The following is a 24,948-nucleotide window of genomic DNA, read 5'->3' as shown; positions in this document are numbered from 1 at the left end:
CAACAGGCCACTACCATGCGAGACGTGACAGCGGGAAGCGAGCCGGTTCTCGAGCTGCTGCCCATGGTGTTCGCCGATCCGGGCGAGGCCCGGGCACGCGCCGAACACGTCCTGCGCACCGCTCCGTCACCGGTCCACGCGAGCGTCGCCCACCAGGTGCTCGGCATCTGGCAGCGGGACTTCGGGGACCTGCGGATCGCGCTGAGGCACCTGCGGCGGGCCCGGGACCTGGCCGCGCGGGCCGAGTCGGCCGACCGGGAGGCCGATGTGCTCGCGACCCTCGGGGTCGCGCTGGTGCACGCGGGGCGCACGCGGCAGGGGCTCGCCTCCTTCGAACGGGGGGTCAGCCGGGGCAGCGGGCACACCCGGGCCCGGGTGCTGTACCGGCGGGCCTACGTGTGGTGGGTGCTGGGGCACCACCGCGAGGCCCTGGAGGACGTACGGCGGGCCCTTCCCGTCCTGCGGCAGGTCGCCGACGGCATCTGGACGGCGCGGGCGCTGACCCTGCGGGCCACCGTGCACCTGGCGCTCGGCTCGGTGGAGCGGGCCGTCGCGGACTTCACGGCGGCGGAGCGGCTGTGGGACACCACCGGCCAGGAGCACGACAAGGCGGACGCGGTGGAGAGCCGGGGCCTGGCCGCGTTCCGCTCCGGGGACATCCCGGCGGCGCTGCGGCTGCTGGACGAGGCCGAGGAGCGCTACGCCAAGCTGGGCACGCCGACGTACAACCTGTCGACCCGGCGCTGCGAGGTGCTGATGGCGGCGGGGCTCGCCCCGGAGGCGCTGGCCGAGGCGGACGCGGCGATCGCGCTGCTGGACCGGATCGGCGGGCAGTCGACCCGCAAGGCCGAGCTGCTGCTGGCCGCGGCGCGGGCCGCCCGTTCGGCCGGGGAGGCGCAGACCGCGATAGCCCGCGCGGCCGTGGCCGTACGGCTGTTCGCGGCGCAGCGCCGGACGTGGTGGGAGACGCACGCCCGGCTGGTGCTGATCGAGGCGCGGGTGGCGGCCGGGCGCCGGTCGGGGCGGATGGTCGCGGACGCGGCGGCGGTCGCCGAGCGGCTGGCCTCCTTCGGCTCCCCGGCCGCGCCCGAGGCCTCCCTGCTCGCGGGCCGGATCGCACTGGCGCTGGGCTGGACGGCGGACGCGGAACGGCACCTGGCGGTCGCCGCCCGCAGCCGGCACGGCGGGCCGCCGCCGGCCCGCATGACGGGCTGGGCGGCACAGGCGCTGCGGGCGCGGGCGGCCGGTTCCCGGCGCGGTGTGCTGGAGGCGTGCCGGCGCGGCCTGGACGTGCTGGACGACCACCGGATGACGCTCGGCGCCCCGGAGCTGCGCGCCCACGCGACCGCGCAGGGTGCCGAACTGGCCGCGCTGGCGCAGGAGGTGAGCCTCGCCGAGGGCAGTCCGCGACGGCTGCTGGGGTGGAGCGAGCGGTGGCGGGCGACCGTGCTGTCCGCGCCGCCGACCCGGCCGCCCGACGATCCGGCGCTGCTGAGCGGGCTGACCGCCTACCGGGAGATCGCGGCCCGTGCGGAGGCCGCCCGGATGGAGGGCCGTCCGGTGCCGGCGCTGGAGCGCGAACAGCGGCGCCTGGAGCGGGAGATCCGCTCGCGCACCCGGCACATCGGCGGGGCCGCCGCCGACGCGGGCGACCGTCTCGACGTGGGCCGGCTGCTGGACCGGCTCGGTGACGGGTGGCTGGTCGAACTGGCGGTGGTCGACGGCCGGGTGCACGTCCTGCTGTGCGGGCAGGGGAAGGTGCGCCGGTTCGCGGGTGGCTCGCTGGCGGAGGCGGTGGCCGAGGCCGAGCATGTGCAGGCCGGGCTGCGGCGGCTCGCGCACCCGGGTGCCGAGGCGCGGCTGCCTCTCGTGGAGGCGGCCGGCCGGCGCCTGGAAGAGCTGCTGCTGGCCGGGGCGGTACGGCACCTCGGCCCGGGCCCGGTGGTGGTCGTGCCGCCCGGCGCGCTGCACCGGGTGCCGTGGGCGCTGCTGCCCGCGCTGCGGGAGCGGGTGCTCAGCGTGTCGCCGTCGGCGGGGAGCTGGCTGCGCGCCCGGGAGACGGCGCCGCCGCCGGACGGGCGGCCCGTGCTGGTGCGCGGCCCCGGCCTGGCGACGGGCGGCGCTGAGGTGCCCGAACTGGCGGACCGGTACGGGACGGCGACGGTCCTGGAGGGCGACGACGCGCAGGTGCCGCGGGTGCTGGCGGAACTCGACGGCGCGGGTCTCGCCCATCTCGCGGCGCACGGCACGTTCCGCGCCGACAGCCCCCTGTTCTCCGCCCTGCGCATGGCCGACGGGCCGCTGATCGTCCACGACTTCGAGCGGCTGGCGCGCAGCCCGTACCGGATCATCCTGTCCAGCTGCGACACCGCCCGCCTCGCCTCGGTCGGCGCTGACGAACTCCTCGGCCTGGTCACGGCGCTGCTGCCGCTGGGCACGGCCGGGGTGGTGGCGAGCAGCGCACCGGTCAACGACGCGGCGGTCGTCCCGCTGATGCTGGCCCTGCACAAGGGCCTCGGCGCGGGCCTGTCCCTCGCCGAGGCGCTGCGGGACGCGCGCGCGGCCCTGCCCGGCGACGCGGTGCACCAGGCGACGGGCTGGGCGTTCGCGGCGTTCGGCGCGGCGTGAGCGGGGGCGTGCCGTCCCTGCGGCTTCGCCGTGTGCGCCCACTCCGGGCGGCTGCTCGCCGGGCAGGGCGCCCTGGACCGACGTGCGCACCGCCGTCCGCGGGCTGCTCCTGCCGCCCACCCCGTCCGCCCACGAGGTCCAGCCGCTGACCGGCCCCGCCGACCCGCCGACCCGGCCGTACCCGGTGCGCGGCCGCGCTGGTACGCCTCCTCAGCCGCCCCGCCCGCTGCGGCTCCCCGCCGCGCCGGCCGCGACCACGGAACCGGCCCACCGCCTCGGAGTGACCCCGGGCACCGCCGGCCGGCACCCGGCGGTCTGCCACGACGCGGGCCTGCTCACCCCCGCACCCGCGCCGGGACCCGCGCCGTCGCCACGCCCGCACCGGGCTCGGCGACGGCGCGGCTCCCGGCCCCGGTCGAGCCCTCGGGACAGCACAGCTAGGCCGTCTCCCTCTCCGGTGCGTCCACCAGCCAGGGCAGCGCCCCGCGGTCCCCCGTACCGAGCCGGGTGTACGCGCTGTACAGATGGTTGCCGACCGTCCGCACGGACAGGGTCAGCCGCTCGGCGATCTCCCGGTTGCTCAGCCCCGCCGCGGCCAGTGTGACGATCTGCCGCTGCCGGGCGGTGAGTTCACCGAGGACCAGACCGGCCAGCGCGGGCGTGCGCGCCCCCTGGCAGCGGCGGGCCAGCGCGACGGACCGGGTGCGGGACAGCCGGGCGGCCCGGGGATCGCGGTGGGCCCGCACCGCCTGCGCGTGCGCCTCCGCCGCGTACAGCAGGAACCCCCGCTCGGCCAGCGCCTGCGCCGCCCGGTCGAGCGCGGCCCCGTCGCCGCGGGCCAGCGCGTCCGCGTGCCGGGCGAACACGCTGCCGGCCGGCAGCCGCCCGGCCGTCCGCTCGGGCTCACCGAGGCGTACGGCGTCGTAGAGCGCGTGGACGCCGTCCGGGTCGGTCGCCTCACCCGGCGCCCCTTCGGCCAGCGCGAGTTCCCTGAGGCACCCGTCGTGCGACGGAGTCTCCCGCAGCCCCTCGCGCGCCCACGCCGCCGCCTCCCGCAGTTCGCCCCGCAGCCGCGCGAACCGGGCGCGGACCGCGGCGTACCCGGCCGGCAGCGGGCCGCCCTGCGCGACCAGCCACTCCCCCACCGGCGTCGGCACCGGCCGGACGTCGAGCCGGTCCATCCCCCGGGCCAGGGCGCGCTGTTCGGCGTCGAGCGCGGGGCCGTGCGCGAAGGGCGCGCGGGCCAGCCGGCGGGCCCGCAGCCGGCCGGCCGTGGCGCGCAGCGCGGCGCCGTGCAGGGGGTGGGCGAGGGTGACGGCACCCTGGTCGTCGACGTCGATCAGGCCGTCCGTCTCCAGGCGTTCGAGGACGTCCAGGTCCAGCTCGTCCACGGACAGCGGCAGGGGCTCGGCGAACGCCAGCCGTTCCAGCGCGTCGCGTTCGCCGGGACCGGACCGCTCCAGGGCGGGCGCCAGCCGCTCGCGGACGGCCGGGGTCACCGGCAGCGGTCCGCGCCAGGCCCGTTCGCCGGTGCCCGGGACGTGGGTGAGCCGGCCGGAGCCGGTGAGTGCGGTCACCAGGTCGCGCAGGAGCCGCAGATCGCCCCGGCACGCCTGGTGCAGGCGGCGCACGGTGAGCGGTTCCAGGCCGGCGCCGGCGAGCAGCTGGGCGGTGTCCTCGGGGGCCAGCGGGTCGAGGGCCAGCCGGGGCAGCAGTCCCCCGGTCCACAGCCGGGACACCGCGCCGGGCGCGGGCGGCCCGTCCGCCGCGGCCACGACCAGGCGGGTGCGGCCCTGCACGGCGAGCTGGTGGACCAGGGCGGCGGAGGTCTCGTCCAGCAACTGGGCGTCGTCCACGACCAGGAGCCGTACGCCGGACAGCGCGCGGACCGCGCGGTGCAGCGAGACGGTGTCGGGCAGCAGGTGCGCGAACGCCGCGAGGGGCAGGTCCCGGGCCTCGGGAGTGCCGGTCACGCGGGCGTGGTCCGTGCCCCGGACCGCCTCCGTGATCAGCCGGGTCTTGCCGCGGCCGGACGGACCGGTCACCACGATGCCGGGCCGGCCGGCGGTCAGCGCGCCGCGCACCAGCTCCAGTTCGTCGGCCCGGCCGGTGAACGGCCAGGGCAGCTCCAGGGTCTTCGCGTCCTGTTCGTAAGTCCTCACACCATGCTGAGCGCGCGTACTCAGCTTTGATACAGGGCGACTTGAGTAGCCCCCGACTCAGGCGTGCGGCCGGGGCGGCGGGCACGCTGGCCGCATGACCCGACGCCTCTGCTCGCTTCCGCGGCAGCCGGCCCCGTCGTTCGCGGCGGGGCTGACCGCCGAGCGGCTGGGCGCGCTGCTCGCCGGGCGGCGGATGTGGGTCAACGGCACCGTCCTGCACTACTGCTTCCCGGACGCCCGCACCGACGCCTCCGTCGTCCCGGTCCCCGGGACCGGGGAGCTGCGCCGGGTGCCGTGGGCGGGCGGCGAGGAGCAGCGGGACGTGGTCCGCGGGTGCTTCGCCGAGTGGCAGGACCTGGGCATCGGCGTCACGTTCGCCGAGGTCGGCGACCGGCACGAGGCGGAGCTGCGGATCGGGTTCCAGACCGGTGCCGGGTCCTGGTCGGCGGTCGGCCGGGAGGCGCTGTCGGTGGGCCGGGGCGAGCGCACCATGAACCTCGGCTGGGACGTGACCGCGCCCGGGGAGCGCGGGGCCGTCCTGCACCAGATCGGGCACGCGCTCGGCATGGTGCACGAGCACCAGAGCCCGTTCGCCGGGCTGCACTGGGACGACGAGGCCGTGTACGCCGAGCTGGCGGGCCCGCCGAACTTCTGGAGCCGGGAGACGACGGACACGAACGTGCTGCGGCAGCTGGACACCTGTGAGGCGGGCGGCTCGGTGTGGGACCCGCAGTCGGTGATGACGCTGCCGTTCGGGCCGGGGCTGGTGCTGGAGCCGGAGCAGTACCGCGGGGGGCTGCGTCCGCCCGGCGCTCCGTCGCCGGCCGACAAGGAGTTCGTGCTCCGCTGGTACCCGCCCGCCGCTCCCGGCGGACCGGCCGCACTGGTGCCGTTCCGGTCCGCGCCGCTCGGGCTGGGGCCGGGCGAGCAGGCCGACTTCACCGTCGAGCCGCCGGAGACCCGCGAGTACACGGTGGGCGCGTTCGGCGACGCCGACACCGTGCTGGTGGTCTTCGAGCAGCGCGACGGGGAGCCGCGCTTCCTCGCGGGCCACGACGACGGCGGCACGCCGGACAACGCCGCCGTCCGGGTCCGGCTCGTCAAGGGCCGCCGCTATGTCGTCCGGGTCCGTCTGTACTCCACGTGGGGGTCGGGGGAGACGGCGGTCATGTGCTGGTGACGGCACACGGACGGCACAGAGCCACTGTCCGGCACCGGGGGGAGCGGGCGTGGACGTCACCTACGGGGGAGGTGACGTCCACGCCCGCGCCAGTTCCCGGGCGGCTCCCGCTCCCCGGACACGACGACGGATGCCGAGCGTCCTCGGGGCATCCTCCCCGGCACGGGCAGGACGACTCGGTCATGCCCGCGTCGTCGGCTCCACGGGACAAAGAGCCGAGGAGGCACTGGCCCCGCCGCTCGCGGCGATGGCACCGGGACCGGCCCGCGCTGAGCGCGACGGCCGGCGCTGAGGAGCGGAACGGCCGTTCGTGCCGCTCCCCCACGCCGCGAGGAACCTCACGACGCGGCCCGCTCCGACGGGGCGCCGCCCCGGCTGCCGCCCTCGGCGTCGGGGTGGGCGAGACCCAGGTGGTCCCGCAGGGTCGTGCCCTCGTAGTCGGCGCGGAAGACACCCTGTTCCTGGAGCAGCGGGACCACCTTGTCGGCGAACGGGTCGAGTCCGCCGGGGGTGATGTGCGGCACGAGGATGAAGCCGTCGGAGGCGTCGGCCTGCACGAAGTCGTTGATGGTCTGCGCGACGGTCCGGGGCGAGCCGATGAACGTCTGCCGGTTGCCGGTGTTGATGACCAGGTCGCGGATGGACCACTTGTTGGCCTCGGCGAGCTGCCGCCACTCGCGGGCGATGGCCACCGGGTCGCGGTACATCCGCACCTGGGCGCGGCCCCGGGAGATGTGGTCCTCGCTCACCACCGGGTCCACCTCGGGCAGCGGGCCCTCCGGGTCGTACGCCGACAGGTCCCGGTTCCAGACGAACTCCAGGTGCTTGATGGCGGTGGCGCCGCTGACCTGCTGCCGGCGGACCTCGCGGGCGAGTTCGGCGGCCTCCTGGTCGGTGTCGCCGAGGACGAAGGTCGCGGCGGGCAGGATGAGCAGCTGGTCGGGGCGGCGGCCGTACGCGGCGAGGCGGGACTTGACGTCGGTGTAGAAGGCCTGGCCCTCCTTGAGGGTGGAGTACCGGCTGAAGATCGCGTCCGCGCTGGAGGCGGCGAACTCCCGGCCCTCGTCGGAGTCGCCGGCCTGGAAGACGACCGGGCGGCCCTGCGGGGAGCGCGGGACGTTGAACCGGCCGTGGATGTCGAAGTGCTGCCCCTGGTGCACGAAGGCGCCGGCCTTGGCGTCCCGGAGGAAGGTCCCGGTGGCCTGGTCGGCGATGATCTCGTCACCGCGCCAGGAGTCGAACAGTTCGTGCGCGGTGGCGAGGAACTCCTTGGCGCGGGAGTAGCGCTCCTCCTGCGGCAGGAAGCCGCCGCGGCGGAAGTTCTCGCCGGTGAAGGCGTCCCAGGAGGTGACCACGTTCCAGGCGGACCGGCCGCCGGAGAGGTGGTCGAGGCTCGCGAACTGGCGGGCCACCTCGTACGGTTCGTTGAACGTGGAGTTGATGGTGCCGGTCAGGCCGAGCCGGTCGGTGACGGCGGCCAGCGCGGCCAGCACGGTGAAGGTGTCCGGGCGGCCGACCACGTCCAGGTCGTAGATCTTCCCGCCCTGCTCGCGCAGCCGGAGCCCCTCGGCGAGGAACAGGAAGTCGAACTTGGCGCGTTCGGCGGTCCGCGCGAAGTGCGCGAAGCTGCTGAACTCGATGTGGCTGCCGGCGGCCGGGTCGCTCCACACGGTGGTGTTGTTCACGCCGGGGAAGTGGGCGGCCAGGTGGATCTGCTTCAGCGGCTTGCTCATGGCGGTACGGTCGTCCTCTCCGGCGTTCAGGCTGCGGCGTAGCGGTTGGCGGGGCGGGCGAGACCGAGGAGGCCGCGCAGGGTGCCGGCCTCGTAGGCGTCCCGGAAGCGACGGCGCCGCCGCAGCTCGGGCACCAGGTCCCGGGTGATCCGGGGCAGGTCGTGGCCGGCGACCGCGGGCCGCAGGCGGAACCCGCTCAGCCCGCCCGCCGCCAGCTCCTCCAGCAGGTCGGCGAGTTCCGCGGCCGTACCGGTGAAGATCCGGGCGTCGCTGGTGTACGGCTCGCCCGCGAGGGTGTCGAGGCGGTCGCGGCGGGCCTCGGCCCCGGCGCGGCTGTCGTCCAGGAAGACGACGAGGTCGCCGAAGACGTGCAGCGTCTCCCCGGCGCGGCCCGCCGCCTGCTGCTCGGCGCGGATCTCGGCGACGATCGCCCGGGCCTGGTCCGCGTCGTGCGGGGTGACGTAGCCGACATCGGCCTGACGGGCCACCAGGCGGTACGGCACCGTCTGATGGGCGAGGGCGGTGACCAGGGGCTGGCCCTGCGGGGGCCGGGGCGTGATGGAGGGGCCCTTGACGCTGAACCAGCGGCCCTCGAAGTCGATGTAGTGCAGCTTGTCCCGGTCGATGAAGCGGCCGGTCGCCGCGTCCCGGATCTCGGCGTCGTCCTCCCAGCTGTCCCAGAGCCGGCGGACCACTTCCACGTAGTCGGCGGCCTCGTCGAACAGGTCGGTGATCGTCGCCCGCGCGTCCGGGCTGTCGAAGCCCTCGATCCGGGGGATGGTGCGGCGGCCGAAGTGCGCGGCCTCGTCCGGGCGGAAGTCGGTGCGCACCCGCAGGCCCGCGCGCCCGGTGCTGACGTAGTCGAGGGTGGCGATCGCCTTGGAGATGTGGAACGGCTCGGTGTGCGTGGCCACCACGGTCGGGACCAGGCCTATGTGCCGGGTGACCGGGGCGACGCGGGAGGCGATGAGGACCGCGTCGAGCCGGCCGCGGACCTGGTCGGTGCGCTCGTCGGGGGCGAGGAGGTGGGAGGACTGCGGGCCGAGGCCGTCCTCGATGGTGACGAAGTCGAGCAGGCCGCGTTCGGCCTCGGTGATCAGGTCGGTCCAGTAGCCGGCGGTGAACAGGTCGCGGGGGCGGGCGACCGGCTCGCGCCAGGACGCCGGGTGCCATCCGGTGCCGTCCAGGGCGACGGCGAGGTGCAGGGGTGCGGCAGGGGCTGAGGACACGTCGGTGCCTTCCTTGATGTCCGTACGAGAACGCCGGCGGCAGGGCCGGCGGCGGCCGGGGCGGGCGGCTCCGGCCACGGGCGGGCGCGGCGGGGGCCCCGGGCCCGGGGCGGAGCCGGGGGGAGGTCAGGGACGACAGAGCGCGGCGGACACGCGCTGGAGGTCTATGTGCGGCCGGGAGTGCAGGCGGACGGACCGGTACGGGTGCGGGGCGCGCGGCGGGCGGGCCCGCGGGGGCACTCGGGTCACGGCCGTCACCTCCGTCCGTCGGACGCGGCGGGCCGGGTCGGCGTCCGCCTGGCGGATCTCGTCGCGACGTCCAACGTCCGGCCGGCCGCCGTTGTTCCCGGGCTGCGCAGCCGCACGATCCGGGAGTGGCGGCGCAGGGTGAACCCGATCGACTCGTAGAGCCGGATCGCGGGCGTGTTGTCGGCGGCGGCGTGCAGGAACGGGGTGTCCCCGCGGTCCCGGATACCGGCCGCGACCGCGCGCACCAGCCGGGTGGCCAGTCCCCGGCCGCGGTACGCGGGGTCCGTGCACACGGCGCTGATCTCGGTCCAGCCGGGCGGCCGCAGCCTCTCCCCCGCCATGGCGATGAGCCTGCCCCGGTGCCGGATGCCGAGGTAGGTGCCCATCTCGACGGTCCGGCTCAGGAAGGGGCCCGGCCGGGTGCGGGCCACCAGATCGAGGATCTCGGGGACGTCGCCGGCTCCCAGGCGGACCGCCTCCGGGTCCGGTGCGGCCCGCAGCGCGGTGTCCACGAGCTGGACCCCCGCGCCCTCGCCGAGCACCTCCCAGCCGTCGGGAACCCGCTCCACCGGCTTGACCCGTACGGGGTTTCCCGGGCCGACGAGCGTGTGCAGGTCGGCCCAGGCCGCCGGGTCCGCCGGGTCGACGAGCGCCGCGAAGGCGTAGGTCTCCGGCCGGTAGCGGGCCGCGCGGCCGTGCCGGTCGGCGAGCCGGGCGTGCGGGCCGGTGAGGGCGGCCCAGACGGCGTTGTCCAGGACGGGGTCCGCGGGCGGGAGCGGGTTCGCGCCCGGGCGGACGTCGGTCGGACGGGCCACGGGAGCGACCCCCTCTCTTGTCTCCATGCCGGTGGACCGACGACCCGTCAGGAGTTGTCCAGCGGCAGCCCGGGCGGGTTGACCTGCGCCTTCGCCACGGACTCGTTGGACAGGCCGTAGGCGGCCAGCCACTTGCCGTACTGCCCGTTCTCGATCAGGTGGTTGAGGGCGTCGGCCAGCGGCTTGGCGAGTCCGCTGTCCTTCTTGGCGGTCGCGGCGATCAGGCCCTGGAGCGTCTCGCCTGCACCGGAGAAGGTGCCCGCGTTGCGGGTGGCGTTGGGGGTGCCCGCGGTCTGCCGGGCACGGTAGGCGACCGCGGGGTTGGGACCGAGGTAGGCGTCGATCTTCCCGCTGCTCAGCGCCAGGTTGACGGCGTTCTGGTCCGGGAAGTACTTGACGGTGAGCTTCTTGCCCTCCTTGGCCAGTTTGGCCTTCCACTCCAGGAGGATCTTCTCCTGGTTGGTGCCGGCGCCCACGCTGACCGTCTTGCCCGCGAGGTTCTCGTAGTCGTCGTCGAAGTTCCAGGGGTTCTTCTTCAGCACCTCGAAGGCCAGGTTGTCCTTGCGGTAGGAGGCGAACTCGTACTTGCGCTTGCGTTCCTCGGTGACGGTGACGTTGGAGAAGGCCACGTCGACCTTGCCGCTGTCGACGCCGACGAAGAGGTTCTCCCAGGTGGAGTTCCTGATCTCGGGCTTCAGGCCGAGGACCGCGGCCACCAGGCGGCCGAGGTCGGGCTCGGAGCCGGTGAGGGTCTTCTGGTCGCTGCCCACGAAGTTCAGCGGCGCGGAGCCCGAGGGCAGGGCCCCGACGCCGATGACGAGCTTGCCGCTCCTGCGCACGGAGGCGGGCAGTTCGGCGCTGATGGACTTCACTTCGGAGACCTTCAGCGCGGTCTCCTTGGCCGCTCCGTTGGACAGCCGCCCCACGGTCACCGTGCCGGCGGTGTCGGTCTTGGTGACGGCCTCGCTGTCGCCTCCGCAGGCGGCGAGCCCGGTGGCGAGGGTGGCCACGGCGGTCGCGGCGGTGATGCCGCGGATCACGGCGCGTCGGGAGAGGTGGGTAGGCATGGCGTGGCTGTCCTTGTCTCGCTGGTGAGGGTGAGCGCTGAGGGTGCGGTGAGGGGTGGGTCACGGAGGGACCGGGCGGCGGGGCCGGGGCGTCCTGCCGTGGCGGCGCGGTCAGAGGACCTTGCCGAGGAACTCCCGGGTCCGTGCGTGCCGGGGCCGGTCCAGCACCTCGCCGGGCGGGCCCTGTTCGACGATCCGGCCGCCGTCGATGAAGACGACCCGGTCGGCGACCTCGCGGGCGAAGCCGATCTCGTGGGTGACGATGACGAGGGTGGTGCCGCTGGTCGCCAGGTCCTTGATGACGGCCAGCACCTCGCCGACGAGTTCGGGGTCGAGCGCCGACGTCGGCTCGTCGAAGAGGATGATCCCGGGACGCAGGGCGAGGGCGCGCGCGATGGCGACGCGCTGCTGCTGTCCGCCGGACAGCTGCCGCGGGTAGGCGCCGGCCTTGTCGCCGAGACCGACGCGTTCGAGCAGTTCCCGGGCGAGCTCCTGGGCCGCCGCCCTGGACAGCCGGCCGGTGGCGGCGGGGGCCGTCGCGACGTTGTCCAGGACGGTCAGGTGCGGGAAGAGGTTGAAGTTCTGGAAGACGAAGCCGATCCGGCCGCGCTGGGCGAGGATGGCGCGCTCGCTCAGTTCCTTGAGCCGGTCCCCGTGCCGCTTCACCCCGATCAGCTCGCCGCCCACGCTGACGTGGCCGATCTCGGGCTTCTCCAGGTGGTTGACGACCCTGAGCAGCGTGGACTTGCCGGAGCCGGACGGCCCGATGATCACCGTGACCTCGCCGGGGCGGACGGTCAGGTCGATGCCGTCGAGGACGCGGTGGGTGCCGTACCACTTGTGGACGCCGTGTACTTCGAGCGCGGCGGGGGCGGCCTTCGGCAGGGTCTCGGCGATGGTCATACGGCGGCCTCCCGGCTCAACCGGGCCCGCAGGCCGGCGAGGCCGGCCCGGGCCTTCTGCAAGGGGGTCGGCGGCAGGGTGCGGGTGGCGCCCCGGGCGTAGTACCGCTCGACGTAGAACTGGACGACGGACACGGCGCTGGTGAGGATCAGGTACCAGACGGTGGCGACCAGCAGCAGCGGCACCACGTCACCGGGGTAGGTGCTGCCCATCGACTGCACCGCGCCGAACAGGTCGAGCAGCGACACGTAGAAGACCAGGGACGTGCTCTTGATGAGGCCGATCAGCTGGTTGACGTAGTTCGGGGTGATGGACCTGAGGGCCTGCGGGAAGACGATCCGGCGGAACTGGTAGCCCTTGGGCAGGCCCAGGGCGGCGGCGGCCTCGTGCTGGCCCTGGTCGACGGAGAGGATGCCGCCGCGGACCACCTCCGCCGCGTACGCCGCCTCGTTGAGGCTGAGGCCGATGACGGCGATCGTCATGTCGGTGGCCAGCCGGGACTCGTCGAAGGTGACGAAGGCGGGTCCGAACGGCACCCCGAGGCTCAACGTCCTGTACAGGGCACTGAAGTTGTACAGGAAGATCAGTACGACGATGAGCGGCACGGAGCGGAACAGCCAGGTGTAGGTCCAGCTGACCGCGCGCAGCACCGGGCTCCCGGAGAGCCGGGCGAGCGCCAGCAGGATGCCGCCGAGGAGCCCCAGGACGGCGCTGAGCGCGGCGACTTCGAGGGTGACGAGGAGGCCGTCGAGGACGGTGGGGCGCAGGAACCAGTAGCGGAAGCGGTCCCACTGGTAGAAGGGGTTCGTGACCAGTCCGTGCAGGATCTGCGCGACGAGCACGAGGACGGCGGCGGTGACGATCCACCGGCCGGGCCGGCGCAGCGGCTGTATCCGCTGCGGCGACAGGGTTCCTGACGGTGTGTCGGCGGTGGCCGGCGCCTCGGCTAGGGAGACGGCGGCGCCTGGGGGTTCACTCATGGCGGGCTCCGGCGGAGTCGGTCACCCCGGGGCCGCGCGGGAGCGGCGGTGGGCCACGACGGCACTGCGGCGCGAGGCGGCGCACGGACGGGCGCGGAACCGGGGGCTGGGCGGACAACGGCACACCGGACGGACGGTGTGCGGTGGGAACGCGGGGGCTGGGAGGCAGACGTCAGCCCTGACAGCGGGCAGAGCCCGGCGCGGTACACAGTGCGCTGTTCACGCGGAGCAGATCGACGGCGCGGTCGGCGACGAGGAGACCGGCGTACGACGGTACGCAGCCCTGGGGGCGGCTCGCCGCCGTCCTGGGAGCTGCGTACATGGCGTCACCTGTCACTGTTCCGGCCCCGTGGGGCCTCGCGCTTACCGAAAACGTCATCCGGTCCGGTCGTCACCTGGGGCACCCCACCGCGGTGCGAGGGTTGCCGGTCAGCGAGCCAGGGCTTGGCGCTGACGCTCATGACCGTTCTGAGCGGTAAGTAAGGCAGTTGCCCGTTCGAATGTCAACGGACGTCCGCCAACTGGACATCGGCGGCCCGCTCTCACCTGCGGGAAGAGTCCGGGGTGTCCGCGGCGTGGCCTGCCCAGTCCAGGATCTGGACAGCGGCTCCGGCGGCCTCCAGGCCCTGGCAGCGGCCGTGGTGGCGGCGGGCGATGCCGTCCAGGTCGAGGTGACGGCCGAAGGCGGGGCGGGCGGCCAGACGGCGGGCGTAGGCCCACAGGGCCCGGTGGTCGGCGATGCGCTGCACGGCGGAGGCGTCGAGGTGGCAGCGGTGGACGGTGTCGAGTTGCACGAGGGTGACCCACAGCTCGATGTCGGCGGCGGTGATCCGGTCGTCGGCCAGGTACTCCTCGCCGCTCAGCCGCCGCTCCAGGCGGCCCAGGGTGTCCAGCAGCACGTCGAGGGCGGCGGCCCGCTCGGCGGGGCCTGCCCCGGCGCGTCCGGCGCGCTGCGCGGCCTCCTCGATGCCCTCGGCGCACATCCGTTCGACGGCCTCGATCACGGACTCCAGGCCCCGGGGGTACAGCCGGCCGTCGCCGTTCGGCCGGAACCGGTCCAGGTCGCGCAGGATGTCGGGGGTGTGGGTGCTGACGATGCGTCCGGACCAGTCGTCGCTGAGCACGGGCGCGAGCGCCGGGCCGGTGTAGTGGTGGGCGCTCGCCTCGTAGAGCGGGCGGAGCGCCGCGTGGCCGCCGCCGGGACAGTCCGGGACGGCGGGCAGGAGGGTGACGGGACAGCGGGCGTCCAGGCCGAGCAGGCTGTGGCCGACGGCGAGGCGCAGCCCGTCGGGGCAGGCGGTCGACAGGTGGAGCCGGTAGCGGTGCGGCACGGCGTAGTGGCCGCTGCGCGCGTCCCGGCCGATCCGGCCCCGGAAGAGGGGCGCGGTACCACGGGTGGACGGGACGGCGGCGAGCGGAGTGATGGACATGCGTCTCCCCGGGTGGTGGGTGTGCGGAGGGGCGCGCCGGCGCGGGCATGAGCGGTCGGCGGGGGCGGAGGGGCGGCCCGGCTCAGCGGTGACGGCGGATCGCGCTGCAGACGCGCTGCAGGTCGATGTGGCGGCGGGAGGTGAGCAGGGGTGCGCGCAACGGCGTGCGGCCGGTCCGGCCCGTGCCCGTTTCGCCGCGCGCCATGATTTCCTACCTGTTCACTAGGATTCCCTACCTGGAGTGTCGATCGGGCTCCGTACGGCGTCAAGGGGGCGTCCACGCCTGAGGATCGCAGTCGGCGCCGGGTACTCCTCAGCGAGAGAAACATGTGACATAGTACTGGCGTGGCGAAGCGACTGACCTGCGATGTCGTGGTCGTCGGGGCCGGAATGACGGGCGCGGCCTGTGCCCTGTACGCCGCGCGCGCCGGACTCGACGTACGGCTGGTGGACCGGGGCCCGGTGGCCGGCGGCACCACCGGAGCCGGCGAGGGCAACCTGCTCGTCTCCGACAAGGAGCCGGGCCCGGAGCTCGAACTCGCGTTGCTGTCGGCCCGGTTGTGGGCCGGGCTGGCGGGGGAGCTGGGCGCCGCGATCGAGTACGAGCCCAAGGGCGGTCTCGTGGTCGCCTCACATCCCGGCGCCCTGGCCGCGCTGCGGGACTTCGCCGCGGACCAGCGGACCGCCGGCGTCACCGCCGTACCGGTCGACGCCGGACGACTGGCCGACCTGGAACCGCATTTGGCGCCCGGCATGGCGGGGGCGGTGCACTACCCGCAGGACGCCCAGGTGATGCCCGCGCTCGCCGCCGCCCATCTGGTCCGCGCCTCCGGCGCCGCCCTGCACACCGGCCGCACGGTGACCGGGGTGCTGCGCACCGCCCGGGGAGCGGTCCACGGCGTCCGCACCGACCGGGGCGACATCCACGCACCGGCGGTGGTGAACGCTGCCGGCACCTGGGGCGGCGACCTCGCCTCGCTCGCCGGCGTCCGGCTGCCGGTGCTCCCCCGGCGCGGTTTCGTGCTGGTCACCGAGCCGCTGCCGCGCAGGGTCCGGCACAAGGTGTACGCCGCCGACTACGTGGCCGACGTGGCCAGCGACTCGGCCGGGCTGCGCAGCTCGCCGGTCGTGGAGGGCACGGCCGCCGGCCCCGTCCTGATCGGCGCCACCCGGGAACGGGTCGGCTTCGACCGGTCGTTGTCGCTGACCGCGACGCGGGCGCTCGCCGCCGGGGCGATCGGGCTGTTCCCGTTCCTCGAACGGGTCCGCGCGCTGCGGGCGTACGCGGGCTTCCGGCCGTACCTGCCGGACCACCTGCCGGCGATCGGGCCCGATCCGCGGGTGCCCGGCCTGTTCCACGCCTGCGGGCACGAGGGCGCCGGCATCGGACTCGCCCCCGGCACCGGGCTGTTGATCGCGCAGGCGCTCACCGGGAAGGCGCCGGAACTGGACCTCACGCCGTTCCGGCCGGAGCGGTTCGACACCGAGGGAGGCGATGCCCGGTGAATCCCTGGGAGCTGACGCGGGCCCGGCCGGGGCCGCCGTGCACCGTGACCTTCGACGGCCGGCCCCTCGATGCGCTGCCGGGCCAGACGGTCGCGGCGGCGCTGTGGGCGGCGGGCGTGACGGCCTGGCGCAGCACACGGGACGCCGGGCGGCCCCGCGGGGTGTTCTGCGGGATCGGGGTGTGCTTCGACTGCCTGGTCACCGTCAACGGCCGCCCCGACCAGCGGGCCTGCCTGGTTCCGGTGCGCCCGGGAGACGACATCCGCACTCAGGAGGGGACGGGCCGGGACGATGACTGAACGACCGCGCCTCGCCGTCGTCGGCGCGGGCCCCGCCGGGCTCGCCGCGGCGCTGGCGGCGGCCGCACGGGGCGTCCGGGTGACGCTGGTCGACGCCGCCGACCAGGCCGGCGGGCAGTTCTACCGGCAGCCCGCCGCCGCCCTCGGCGCCCGCCGGCCGCAGGCCCTGCACCACCAGTGGCGCACCTGGGTACGGCTGCGCGACGGCCTGGACCGGCACCGCGCGGCCGGCCGGATCACTCATCTGCCGGACCATCATGTGTGGTCTGTGGCGCGGGACTCCGCCTCGGGTGCCTTCGCCGTGCACGCCCTGCTCGGGCCCGCGCAGGAGGACGGTGTCACCGTGCACGCCGACGCGGTGCTGCTGGCCACCGGCGGGTACGAGCGGGTGCTGCCCTTCCCCGGCTGGACACTGCCCGGGGTCGTCACGGCGGGCGGCGCGCAAGCCATGCTCAAGGGCGGCCTCGTGCTGCCCGGCCGCACGGTGGTGGCGGCCGGGACCGGGCCGCTGCTGCTGCCGGTGGCCGCCGGGCTCGCCGCGGCCGGCGCACGCGTCGCCGCGCTGGTGGAGTCCGCAGGGCCCGGGGCGCTGCTCCACCGGGCACCCGCCCTGGCCGCACAGCCGGGCACACTCGCCGAGGGCGCCGGCTACGCGGCCCGGCTGCTGCGGCACGGCGTGCGCGTGCTGACCCGGCACACCGTCGTGGCTGCGCACGGCACCGACCGGCTGGAGGCGGTGACGGTGGCCGCGCTCGGCCGGGACGGACGCCCGCGGCCCGGCAGCGCCCGGCGCGTCCCCTGCGACACCCTGGCCGTGGGCCACGGCATGCTGCCGCACACCGACCTCGCCGAGACCCTCGGCTGCACCCTGTCCGGCACCGCCGTACGGGTCGACGCCGAGCAGCGCACCGACGTGCCCGGCGTCTGGGCCGCCGGGGAGGCCACCGGGATCGGCGGCGCGGCCCTCGCGCTCGCCGAGGGGCACATCGCCGGGCGCTCGGCCGCCGCCCGGCTGCGCGGCACCGCCCCCGAGCCGGGCGGCTGGGCCGCCGCGGCCCGGGCCCGCACCCGGCTGCGCGCGTTCGCCACGGCCCTGGACACGGTGTACACCCCGCCGGCGGGCTGGGCGGACCGAATCCCGGACGACACCGTGGTGTGCCGCTGCGAGGAGGTCACCGCCGGGCAGGTGCGCGGGGCCGCCGGCTCCCTCGGCGCCGGGGACCTGCGCACGGTCAAGCTGCTCACCCGGGCCGGAATGGGCTGGTGCCAGGGGCGGATGTGCGCGCCCGCGGTGGCCGGGCTGACCGGCTGCCCGCTCACCGCCGGACGCCGGCCGTTCGCCCGCCCGGTACCGCTCGGCGTCCTGGCCACCCTGCCGGAGCCGGAGTGAGACGACCTCCCGGCACCACGAACCGACCCTCCGACCACTCAGTAATATGTCACACCCTACTGAATGAGGGATCAGCATGACCCACCCCGCGCACCACCGCCCCTGGCGCGGCATCCTCGTCGCCACCGCCCTCCCCCTGCGCGCCGACCTCTCGGTCGACCACGACCGCTACGCCGAGCACTGCGCCTGGCTGGTCGCCAACGGCTGCGACGGCGTCGTGCCGAACGGCTCGCTCGGGGAGTACCAGGTGCTCACCCCCGAGGAGCGCGCCCGGGTGGTGGAGACCGCCGTGGCCGCGATCGGCGGGGAGCGGGTGATGCCAGGCGTCGCCGCGTACGGTTCGGCCGAGGCCCGCCGCTGGGCCGAGCGCGCGGCCGAGGCCGGCTGCGCGTCGGTGATGCTGCTGCCGCCCAACGCCTACCGCGCCGACGAGCGTTCGGTCCTCGCGCACTACGCGGAGGTCGCGAAGGCGGGCCTGCCGGTGGTGGCGTACAACAACCCGGTCGACACCAAGGTCGACCTGGTGCCCAGGCTCCTCGCCCGGCTGCACGGGGAGGGGCTCGTCCACGCCGTCAAGGAGTTCTCCGGTGACGTGCGCCGCGCCTACCGCATCGCCGAACTGGCACCGGAACTGGACCTGTTGATCGGCGCCGACGACGTGCTGCTGGAGCTGGCGGTGGCCGGCGCCAAGGGCTGGGTGGCCGGCTACCCGAACGCGCTGCCGCGCGCCTCGGCGCAGCTGTACCGGGCCGCGCTGGCCGGTGACCTCACCACCGCGCTCCCCCTGTACCGGCAGCTGCACCCGCTGCTGCGCTGGGACTCGAGGACGGAGTTCGTCCAGGCGATCAAACTGTCCATGGACGTCGTCGGGCGCTACGGCGGCCCGGTGCGCCCGCCGCGCGTGCCGCTGCTGCCCGAGCAGGAGGCCGCGGTCCGCGCGGCCACCGAGAAGGCCGTCGCCGCCGGCCTGGCGTGAGAGGAGCCCGACCATGCGCAGCAAGCTCGTCCTGCACGCCGTCGACTCGCACACCGAGGGCATGCCGACCCGCGTGATCACCGGCGGGATCGGCACCATCCCCGGGGCGACCATGAACGAACGGCGGCTGTGGTTCCGCGAACACCGCGACGACGTCAGACAGCTGCTGATGAACGAGCCGCGCGGGCACGCCGCGATGAGCGGCGCGATCCTCCAGCCGCCGGCCCGTCCGGACTGCGACTGGGGCGTGGTCTACATCGAGGTCTCCGGCTATCTGCCGATGTGCGGGCACGGCACGATCGGCGTGGCGACGGTGCTGGTGGAGACCGGCATGGTGGAGGTCACGGAACCGGTGACCACGATCCGGCTCGACACCCCGGCGGGGGTCGTGATCGCCGAGGTCGCGGTGGAGGACGGCGCCGCGCGGAACGTGACGCTCAGGAACGTGCCGTCGTTCGCCGTCGCCCTGGACCGCGAGATCACCCTCCCGGACGGCCGTACCGTCGGCTACGACCTGGCCTACGGCGGCAACTTCTACGCGATCCTGCCGCTCGACGCCTTCGGGCTGCCCTTCGACCGCGCCCGCAAGGACGACATCCTCGCGGCCGGCCTGTCCCTGATGGACGCGATCAACGCGCAGGCGGAGCCGGTGCATCCGGAGGACCCCTCGATCCGGGGCTGCCACCACGTCCACCTCTGGGCGCCGGGCGCCACGGCCCGGCACTCCCGGCACGCCATGGTCATCCACCCCGGCTGGTTCGACCGCTCCCCGTGCGGCACGGGGACCAGCGCGCGCATGGCGCAACTGCACGCGCGCGGCGAGCTCCCGCTGCACACCGAGTTCGTGAACGAGTCGTTCATCGGCACCCGCTTCACCGGCCGGCTGCTGGGGACGGCGGAGGTCGGCGGGGTGCCGGCCGTGCTGCCCGGCTTCACCGGCCGCGCGTGGATCACGGGGACCGCGCAGTACCTGCTGTACCCGGACGACCCGTTCCCGCGAGGGTTCGTCCTCTAGCGTCCTCTACACTCACCCCGGTGATGCGTGACATGGCACAGAACACCCAGGGCGCCGACATGCCCGCGCTCCCCCGGCTCGGCGGCCGGCGGAGCAGCTACCGCGAGCGGGTCGCGGACGCCCTGCGCGCCGCGCTGGTCGCGGGTGAGCTGCGGCCGGGCGAGGTGTACTCGGCGCCGTCGCTGGCCGCCCGGTTCGGGGTCTCGGCCACGCCGGTGCGGGAGGCGATGCTCGACCTGGCCAAGGAGGGGCTGGTTGACACCGTGCCCAACAAGGGCTTCCGGGTCACCGCCGTCTCCGACCGGCAGCTGGACGAGTACACGCACATCCGCGCGCTCATCGAGATCCCGACCGTGGTGGACCTCGCCCGCACGGCCGACCGCGTCTCCCTGGAGGCGCTGCGCCCGGCGGCCCGGGAGATCGGCACCGCCGCCGCGGCGGGCGACCTGATCGCCTACGTCGAGGCCGACACCCGCTTCCACCTCGGGCTGCTCGCCCTCGCGGGCAACGCCCACCTGGTCGAGGTCGTCGCCGACCTGCGTAAACGCTCCCGTCTGTACGGGCTGACCGCACTGGTCGAGGCGGGCCGGCTGCTCGCCTCCGCCGAGGAGCACCTGGAGCTGCTGGACGCCCTGCTGGAGCGCGACGAGAAGGCCGTGCGCACGGTCATGACCCGGCACCTGGGGCATGTGCGCAGCCTGTGGGCGGCGACGGACTGACCACCTCCGGCGCCGGACATCTCGCGGCCGGACATCCGCACCGCGACGCTTTTTGCACGATCCAGCCGCCCGCACGGAACAAAAAGCGGTGATTTTGAACCACATCGGTACATCCCCGACCATGGGACGCGTCCCGGTGACCCCGGGAACACCAGTTCCATGAGAGGCGCACCACCCATGCACGACACCGGAACCGTCCCGCAGTCGGCTCCGGCCCCCGCGGAGATCCCCACGGCTCCCGTCGAGGACCCGCACGGCGACACCGGCAGGCATGCCCGCCGGTTCGGGCTGCCCGTCGCCACCGCGCTGGTCATGGGCAACATCATCGGCGGCGGCATCTTCCTGCTCCCCGCGTCCATCGCCCCCTACGGCACGGTCAGCCTGGTCGCCTTCGGCGTGCTGACCGTCGGCGCCATCGCGCTGGCCCTGGTCTTCGGCCGGCTCGCCGCGCGCGACCCGCGCACCGGCGGCCCCTATGTGTACGCCCGCGAGGCGTTCGGCGACTTCGCCGGGTTCCTCGCCGCCTGGTCGTACTGGATCACCACCTGGGTGTCGAACGCCGCGCTCGCCGTGGCCGCCGTCGGCTACCTCGACGTGCTGGTCCCGGTGAACCAGCACCGCTGGACCGCCTGCCTGGCCGCACTGGTCCTCCAGTGGCTGCCCGCCCTCGCCAACTTCGCGGGCACCCGGTACGTGGGTGCCGTGCAGCTGGTGTCCACGGTGCTGAAGTTCGTGCCGCTGCTGCTCGTCGCGGTCGGCGGCCTGTTCTTCTTCGACCCCGACCGGCTCGGCCCGTTCAACTCCAGCGGCCAGGGCGCGATCGGCGCGGTGTCGGCCTCCGCCGCCCTGCTGCTCTTCTCCTACCTCGGGGTGGAGTCCGCCGCCGTCAGCGCGGGCGAGGTCCGAAACGCCCGGCGCAACGTGGGGCGCGCCACCGTGATCGGCACCGCGGGCGCCGCGCTGGTGTACCTGCTGGGCACCCTGTCGGTGTTCGGCACGGTCGACCACGACCGCCTGGTGACCTCCACCGCGCCGTTCTCGGACGCCGTGAACACGATGTTCGGCGGCGGCTGGGGCGGTACGGCCGTGGCGCTCGCCGCCCTCGTGTCGATGACCGGCTGCCTCAACGGCTGGACCCTGCTGAGCGCCCAGACGCCGTACGCGGCGGCCCGCGACGGGCTGTTCCCGAGCGCCTTCACGCGCCGGCGGCGGGGCGTGCCCACGGTCGGGGTGGGCGTGACGGTCGTCCTCGCCTCGCTGCTCACCGTCTACAACTACTTCTCGGGCTCGGGCAGGGTCTTCGAGGTCCTGGTCCTGGTCACCACGTTCACCGCGACGGTCCCGTACCTGCTGGCCGCCGCCGCGCAGATCTTCCACCTCGTGTCCGGCCGTCCCGGGGCGGTCGACCGGTCCCGGCTGGTGCGGGACTGCGTGGTCACCGCGGTGGCCGCCGTCTTCTCGGTGTGGCTGATGGCGGGCGCCGGCTACGCGGCGGTGTACCAGGGCGTGCTGTTCCTGTTCGTCGGGATCATCGTCTACGCGGTGATGGCGGCGCGGCGGCAGCGCAAGCGGGCACAGCCCTCGGCAACCGGGCGCTGACGTCCCGGCCGGCCTCCCTCAGACGCTGCCGGACGCCGTGCGCGGGGGCGTGCTGTGCACTCCCGGCCGGTACTTGGGAACGCGGACGGTGATCTTCATGCCGGCTCCTACGCCGGTCTCGATGACCAGCCCGTGGTCGTCGCCGTAGACCTGCCGCAGCCGTTCGTCAACGTTGCGCAGCCCGATGCCGGTCGACGGGCTGCCCTCGCCGCGCAGGATCCGGCGGAGCCGGTCCGGTTCCATGCCGACCCCGTTGTCCTCGATGACGATCCGGGCCAGCGCCCCCTCGTCCAGCGCGGTGATGCTGATCCGGCTGCGCTCGACGCTCTCCTCCAGCCCGTGCTTGACGGCGTTCTCCACCAGCGGCTGGAGGCACAGGAAGGGCACCGTCACGGGCAGCACCTCGGGGGCGATCTGGAGGGTCACGCGCAGCCGCTGCCCGAACCGGGCGCGGACCAGTTCCAGGAACTGCTCGACGGAGCGCAGCTCCTCGGCCAGGGTGGTGAACTCGCCGTGCCGGCGGAAGGAGTAGCGGGTGAAGTCGGCGAACTCCAGGAGGAGCTCGCGTGCCCGCTCGGGGTCGGTGCGGACGAACGAGGCGATCGCCGCGAGGGAGTTGTAGATGAAGTGCGGCGAGATCTGCGCGCGCAGCGCCCGGATCTCCGCCTCGATCAGCCCCGTGCGGGCCCGGTCGAGCTCGGCGAGTTCGAGCTGTACGGACACCCAGCGCGCCACCTCCCCGGCGGCCCGCAGGAGGGACGCCGACTCCCGGGCGCCGAGCACGACGAGGGCGCCGAGCACCCGCCGGTCGACGGTGAGCGGCACGGCGGCGCCCCAGCGCACGGGACACTCCGGGTCGGGGCAGCCGACGGCGAAGGTCTGGGCGCGGCCGGTCTCCAGCACCTGACCGACCCGGTCCGAGACGGTGCCCTCGTGGTGCCGGCCCGGTCCGTCCCAGGCCAGCGGCCGGTCCCGGTCGGTGAGAGCCAGCGCGGCCGTGCCGAACAGCGGCCGGAGCCGCCGTACCGCCTTGCGGGCCGCGTCCTCGGTGAGTCCGGCGCGCAGCGGGGGCGCGGCCAGCGACGCGGTGTGCAGGGTGTGGAAGGTGGCGCGTTCCACGGGGGTGCCGGGGTCCGTACCGCCCTCGGTGGCGCGGCGGGCCAGCAGGCGTCCGGCGGCGAGGCCCCCGGCGAACAGCAGCGGGGCCCCGGCGGCGAGGAGGGCGAACCCGTTCACGCGCGGGCTCCCTCGGCCGCGGGCCGGTGGGTCGTCATGGGGTGGTCACTCCTCGGCGGGTGGGGGGCGTGCCCTGACCGGCGGGGCGTTCGGGCAGGTGGAGGCGGGCCATGGCGGCCTCGGTGCCGGCCGGGATCCGGTGCCGGGTGGCCAGGGAGACCAGGATCATGGTCAGGAAGCCGAGCGGTACGGACCACACGGCCGGCCACGCGAGCAGGGTGTGCGCCCAGCCGTCGGTCAGGGGCCCGGCGATGGTCAGGGCGACCGCGACGAGGGCGCTGCCGCCGCCGGTGAGCAGTCCCGCGATGGCGCCGGGTGCGGTGAGGCCCCGCCACCAGATGCCGAGGACCAGCAGCGGGCAGAAGGAGGAGGCGGCCACCGCGAAGGCGAGGCCGACCGCGTTGGCGACGGGGAGGTTGCCGGCGGCCACGCTCACCGTGACGGGCACGGCGACCGCCAGGAGCGTCGCCAGCCGGAAGTGGCGCACGCCGAGCGAGGGCAGCACGTCCTGGCTGAGCACGCCCGCGACGGACAGGGTGAGCCCGGAGGCGGTGGACAGGAAGGCCGCGCAGGCACCGGCGGCGATCAGCGCGCCGAGCAGGTCGCCGCCGGCGCCGCCGACGAGCCGTTCCGGCAGGACGAGCACCGCGGCGTCCGTGGTGCCGGTGAGCAGCAGGTCGGGGGCGTAGATCCGGCCGAGCAGGCCGTAGAGGGGCGGTAGCAGGTAGAAGCCGCCGACCAGGGCGAGCACGATCACGGTGGTGCGCCGGGCGGCGCGGCCGTCGGGGTTGGTGTAGAAGCGGACGAGGACGTGCGGCAGCCCCATGGTGCCGAGGAAGGTGGCGAAGATCAGCCCGTACGTCGTGTACAGGGGGTGATCGTCCTTGCCGCCCGACAGGGGCGCCGCCCAGCTGGAGGCTCCGGTGCGCCGTCCGTCGTCGGACTCGCGCTCGGGCACCGGGGAGTCCGGCGGGAACCACAGGGTCGTCCCGGCGCGGACCTCGTGCACCCCGGGGTCCAGCAGCAGACGGCCGTCGTCGTAGCCCTGTCCGTCCACGGCGCCGGTCACCACGGCCCGCAGCGGCGTCCCGATCCTGATGCGGACGGTGGTCTCGACGGTGACCTGGGTGTGCCGGCGGAAGGTAGGCGGCTCGTCCAGGGCGTCGGCGGGACGCGGGTCGCCGTGCCAGGCGAGCACCAGGAAGACCGCGGGCACGAGGAGCGCGGTCAGTTTCAGGCAGTACTGGAAGGCCTGGACGAAGGTGATGCTGCGCATGCCGCCGGCGGCCACGGCCAGGGTGACGACGACGGCGACGAGCACCCCGCCGAGCCAGCGCGGTGCGCCGGTGACCAGGCCCAGGGTGAGGCCCGCGCCCTGGAGCTGGGGCAGCAGGTAGAGCCAGCCGACGCCGACGACGAGCACGCTGGCGACGCGCCGGGCGGCCCGCGACTCCAGCCGCGCGTCGGCGAAGTCGGGCAGGGTGTACGCCCCGGAGCGGCGCAGCGGGGCGGCGACGAACACGAGCAGCACGAGGTAGCCGGCGGCGTAGCCGACGGGGAACCAGAGCATGTCGACACCCTCGGCTGCGACGAGTCCGGCGATGCCGAGGAAGGAGGCCGCCGACAGGTACTCGCCGCTGATGGCCATGGCGTTGAGGTACGGCGGGACGGTGCGGGAGGCGACGTAGAAGTCGGAGGTGGTGCGGGAGATGCGCAGCCCCGCCGAGCCGATCACCAGGGTCGCGACGACCGCCGCGGACACGGCCACGATGCCGTACGTCTGGTTCACCCGGCGGCCCCCGCGCGGCCGGGCCGGTGTCGTCGGGCGCCGG

The 24,948-nt window shown here is 75.1% G+C and carries 21 protein-coding genes and 1 riboswitch; of the genes, 9 read left to right on the top strand and 12 right to left on the bottom strand.

Annotated features, from left to right (window positions below; all coding sequences use genetic code 11):
• The first annotated feature begins 15 nt into the window (after positions 1–15).
• Complete coding sequence (locus tag ACZ5DC_RS04805) at positions 16–2,628, top strand: CHAT domain-containing protein (protein WP_468649370.1); 2,613 nt, start codon at positions 16–18, stop codon at positions 2,626–2,628.
• 437 nt (positions 2,629–3,065) lie between these two features.
• Here ACZ5DC_RS04805 and ACZ5DC_RS04800 read toward each other — a convergent pair whose 3' ends face one another.
• Complete coding sequence (locus tag ACZ5DC_RS04800; RefSeq protein WP_468649368.1) at positions 3,066–4,790, bottom strand: LuxR family transcriptional regulator AbsR2; 1,725 nt, start codon at positions 4,788–4,790, stop codon at positions 3,066–3,068.
• Between the two features lie 94 nt (positions 4,791–4,884).
• Between ACZ5DC_RS04800 and absR1 the strand changes: the two genes are divergently transcribed.
• Positions 4,885–5,970, top strand: a complete 1,086-nt coding sequence (absR1, locus tag ACZ5DC_RS04795) for a beta-glucuronidase AbsR1 (protein WP_468649366.1) — start codon at positions 4,885–4,887, stop codon at positions 5,968–5,970.
• Positions 5,971–6,308: 338 nt separating this feature from the next.
• Here the strand turns inward: absR1 and ACZ5DC_RS04790 are convergent, their stop codons facing one another.
• The 9 genes from ACZ5DC_RS04790 to ACZ5DC_RS04750 all read right to left on the bottom strand — a co-directional run bounded on the left by ACZ5DC_RS04790 (position 6,309) and on the right by ACZ5DC_RS04750 (position 14,581).
• Positions 6,309–7,703 carry an NtaA/DmoA family FMN-dependent monooxygenase gene (locus ACZ5DC_RS04790; RefSeq protein ID WP_468649364.1) on the bottom strand — a complete coding sequence of 465 codons (1,395 nt, stop codon included), beginning with the start codon at positions 7,701–7,703 and terminating at the stop codon, positions 6,309–6,311.
• Positions 7,704–7,729: 26 nt separating this feature from the next.
• Positions 7,730–8,932 (bottom strand): LLM class flavin-dependent oxidoreductase, encoded by a 1,203-nt coding sequence (locus ACZ5DC_RS04785; protein ID WP_468649362.1) that lies wholly within the window; start codon positions 8,930–8,932, stop codon positions 7,730–7,732.
• 126 nt (positions 8,933–9,058) lie between these two features.
• Positions 9,059–9,172 carry a putative leader peptide gene (locus tag ACZ5DC_RS04780; RefSeq protein ID WP_374938371.1) on the bottom strand — a complete coding sequence of 38 codons (114 nt, stop codon included), beginning with the start codon at positions 9,170–9,172 and terminating at the stop codon, positions 9,059–9,061.
• Between the two features lie 14 nt (positions 9,173–9,186).
• Positions 9,187–9,996, bottom strand: coding sequence for a GNAT family N-acetyltransferase (locus ACZ5DC_RS04775; RefSeq protein ID WP_468649360.1), 810 nt, complete (start codon positions 9,994–9,996; stop codon positions 9,187–9,189).
• 47 nt (positions 9,997–10,043) lie between these two features.
• Positions 10,044–11,063 (bottom strand): ABC transporter substrate-binding protein, encoded by a 1,020-nt coding sequence (locus ACZ5DC_RS04770; RefSeq protein WP_468649358.1) that lies wholly within the window; start codon positions 11,061–11,063, stop codon positions 10,044–10,046.
• Positions 11,064–11,174: 111 nt separating this feature from the next.
• A complete protein-coding gene (locus tag ACZ5DC_RS04765; protein ID WP_468649356.1) occupies positions 11,175–11,966 on the bottom strand; it encodes an amino acid ABC transporter ATP-binding protein in 792 nt (263 codons plus the stop codon).
• Positions 11,963–12,946 (bottom strand): amino acid ABC transporter permease, encoded by a 984-nt coding sequence (locus tag ACZ5DC_RS04760; RefSeq protein WP_468649354.1) that lies wholly within the window; start codon positions 12,944–12,946, stop codon positions 11,963–11,965. Before ACZ5DC_RS04760 ends, ACZ5DC_RS04765 begins: the two co-directional genes overlap by 4 nt.
• Before the next feature lie 354 nt (positions 12,947–13,300).
• Positions 13,301–13,411: riboswitch (SAM riboswitch) on the bottom strand.
• A 77-nt stretch (positions 13,412–13,488) separates the two neighbouring features.
• On the bottom strand, positions 13,489–14,376 hold the full coding sequence (locus ACZ5DC_RS04755) for a glutathione S-transferase C-terminal domain-containing protein (protein ID WP_468649352.1): 888 nt from the start codon (positions 14,374–14,376) through the stop codon (positions 13,489–13,491).
• Between the two features lie 82 nt (positions 14,377–14,458).
• The gene (locus tag ACZ5DC_RS04750; protein ID WP_263983426.1) at positions 14,459–14,581 is read right to left on the bottom strand and encodes a putative leader peptide; all 123 of its coding nucleotides are present in this window, start codon (positions 14,579–14,581) and stop codon (positions 14,459–14,461) included.
• Positions 14,582–14,721: 140 nt separating this feature from the next.
• Here ACZ5DC_RS04750 and ACZ5DC_RS04745 point away from each other — a divergent pair, with 140 nt between their 5' ends.
• The 7 genes from ACZ5DC_RS04745 to ACZ5DC_RS04715 all read left to right on the top strand — a co-directional run bounded on the left by ACZ5DC_RS04745 (position 14,722) and on the right by ACZ5DC_RS04715 (position 21,880).
• Complete coding sequence (locus tag ACZ5DC_RS04745) at positions 14,722–15,882, top strand: NAD(P)/FAD-dependent oxidoreductase (protein WP_468649350.1); 1,161 nt, start codon at positions 14,722–14,724, stop codon at positions 15,880–15,882.
• Positions 15,879–16,181 (top strand): (2Fe-2S)-binding protein, encoded by a 303-nt coding sequence (locus ACZ5DC_RS04740; RefSeq protein ID WP_468649348.1) that lies wholly within the window; start codon positions 15,879–15,881, stop codon positions 16,179–16,181. Before ACZ5DC_RS04745 ends, ACZ5DC_RS04740 begins: the two co-directional genes overlap by 4 nt.
• Positions 16,174–17,571, top strand: coding sequence for an FAD-dependent oxidoreductase (locus tag ACZ5DC_RS04735; protein ID WP_468649346.1), 1,398 nt, complete (start codon positions 16,174–16,176; stop codon positions 17,569–17,571). Before ACZ5DC_RS04740 ends, ACZ5DC_RS04735 begins: the two co-directional genes overlap by 8 nt.
• A 76-nt stretch (positions 17,572–17,647) precedes the next feature.
• Positions 17,648–18,547: a dihydrodipicolinate synthase family protein gene (locus ACZ5DC_RS04730; protein ID WP_468649344.1), complete on the top strand. Its 900-nt coding sequence runs from the start codon at positions 17,648–17,650 to the stop codon at positions 18,545–18,547.
• A gap of 13 nt (positions 18,548–18,560) precedes the next feature.
• Positions 18,561–19,562: a proline racemase family protein gene (locus ACZ5DC_RS04725; RefSeq protein ID WP_468649342.1), complete on the top strand. Its 1,002-nt coding sequence runs from the start codon at positions 18,561–18,563 to the stop codon at positions 19,560–19,562.
• Between the two features lie 23 nt (positions 19,563–19,585).
• On the top strand, positions 19,586–20,281 hold the full coding sequence (locus ACZ5DC_RS04720) for a GntR family transcriptional regulator (RefSeq protein ID WP_468649340.1): 696 nt from the start codon (positions 19,586–19,588) through the stop codon (positions 20,279–20,281).
• 177 nt (positions 20,282–20,458) lie between these two features.
• On the top strand, positions 20,459–21,880 hold the full coding sequence (locus tag ACZ5DC_RS04715; protein ID WP_468649339.1) for an amino acid permease: 1,422 nt from the start codon (positions 20,459–20,461) through the stop codon (positions 21,878–21,880).
• 18 nt (positions 21,881–21,898) lie between these two features.
• Here ACZ5DC_RS04715 and ACZ5DC_RS04710 read toward each other — a convergent pair whose 3' ends face one another.
• Together ACZ5DC_RS04710 and ACZ5DC_RS04705 are read right to left on the bottom strand one after the other, a co-directional pair.
• Complete coding sequence (locus ACZ5DC_RS04710) at positions 21,899–23,116, bottom strand: GAF domain-containing sensor histidine kinase (RefSeq protein WP_468649337.1); 1,218 nt, start codon at positions 23,114–23,116, stop codon at positions 21,899–21,901.
• A 34-nt stretch (positions 23,117–23,150) separates the two neighbouring features.
• The gene (locus tag ACZ5DC_RS04705) at positions 23,151–24,905 is read right to left on the bottom strand and encodes a sodium/solute symporter (protein ID WP_468649335.1); all 1,755 of its coding nucleotides are present in this window, start codon (positions 24,903–24,905) and stop codon (positions 23,151–23,153) included.
• Positions 24,906–24,948: the final 43 nt, after the last annotated feature.

This window comes from Streptomyces sp. NPDC031445, from assembly GCF_055581365.1.
Note: the sequence above shows the minus strand (reverse complement) of the source record. Positions and strands in the feature narration are given on the sequence as shown.

Excerpts from the sequence above, each read along its gene's own strand:
- ACZ5DC_RS04805 (WP_468649370.1), top strand. The coding sequence starts at position 16 with ATGCGAGACGTGACAGCGGGAAGCGAGCCGGTTCTCGAGCTGCTGCCC.
- absR1 (WP_468649366.1), top strand. The coding sequence starts at position 4,885 with ATGACCCGACGCCTCTGCTCGCTTCCGCGGCAGCCGGCCCCGTCGTTC.
- ACZ5DC_RS04790 (WP_468649364.1), bottom strand. The coding sequence starts at position 7,703 with ATGAGCAAGCCGCTGAAGCAGATCCACCTGGCCGCCCACTTCCCCGGC.
- ACZ5DC_RS04770 (WP_468649358.1), bottom strand. The coding sequence starts at position 11,063 with ATGCCTACCCACCTCTCCCGACGCGCCGTGATCCGCGGCATCACCGCC.
- ACZ5DC_RS04765 (WP_468649356.1), bottom strand. The coding sequence starts at position 11,966 with ATGACCATCGCCGAGACCCTGCCGAAGGCCGCCCCCGCCGCGCTCGAA.
- ACZ5DC_RS04760 (WP_468649354.1), bottom strand. The coding sequence starts at position 12,946 with ATGAGTGAACCCCCAGGCGCCGCCGTCTCCCTAGCCGAGGCGCCGGCC.
- ACZ5DC_RS04755 (WP_468649352.1), bottom strand. The coding sequence starts at position 14,376 with ATGTCCATCACTCCGCTCGCCGCCGTCCCGTCCACCCGTGGTACCGCG.
- ACZ5DC_RS04750 (WP_263983426.1), bottom strand. The coding sequence starts at position 14,581 with ATGGCGCGCGGCGAAACGGGCACGGGCCGGACCGGCCGCACGCCGTTG.
- ACZ5DC_RS04735 (WP_468649346.1), top strand. The coding sequence starts at position 16,174 with ATGACTGAACGACCGCGCCTCGCCGTCGTCGGCGCGGGCCCCGCCGGG.
- ACZ5DC_RS04730 (WP_468649344.1), top strand. The coding sequence starts at position 17,648 with ATGACCCACCCCGCGCACCACCGCCCCTGGCGCGGCATCCTCGTCGCC.
- ACZ5DC_RS04725 (WP_468649342.1), top strand. The coding sequence starts at position 18,561 with ATGCGCAGCAAGCTCGTCCTGCACGCCGTCGACTCGCACACCGAGGGC.
- ACZ5DC_RS04720 (WP_468649340.1), top strand. The coding sequence starts at position 19,586 with ATGCGTGACATGGCACAGAACACCCAGGGCGCCGACATGCCCGCGCTC.
- ACZ5DC_RS04715 (WP_468649339.1), top strand. The coding sequence starts at position 20,459 with ATGCACGACACCGGAACCGTCCCGCAGTCGGCTCCGGCCCCCGCGGAG.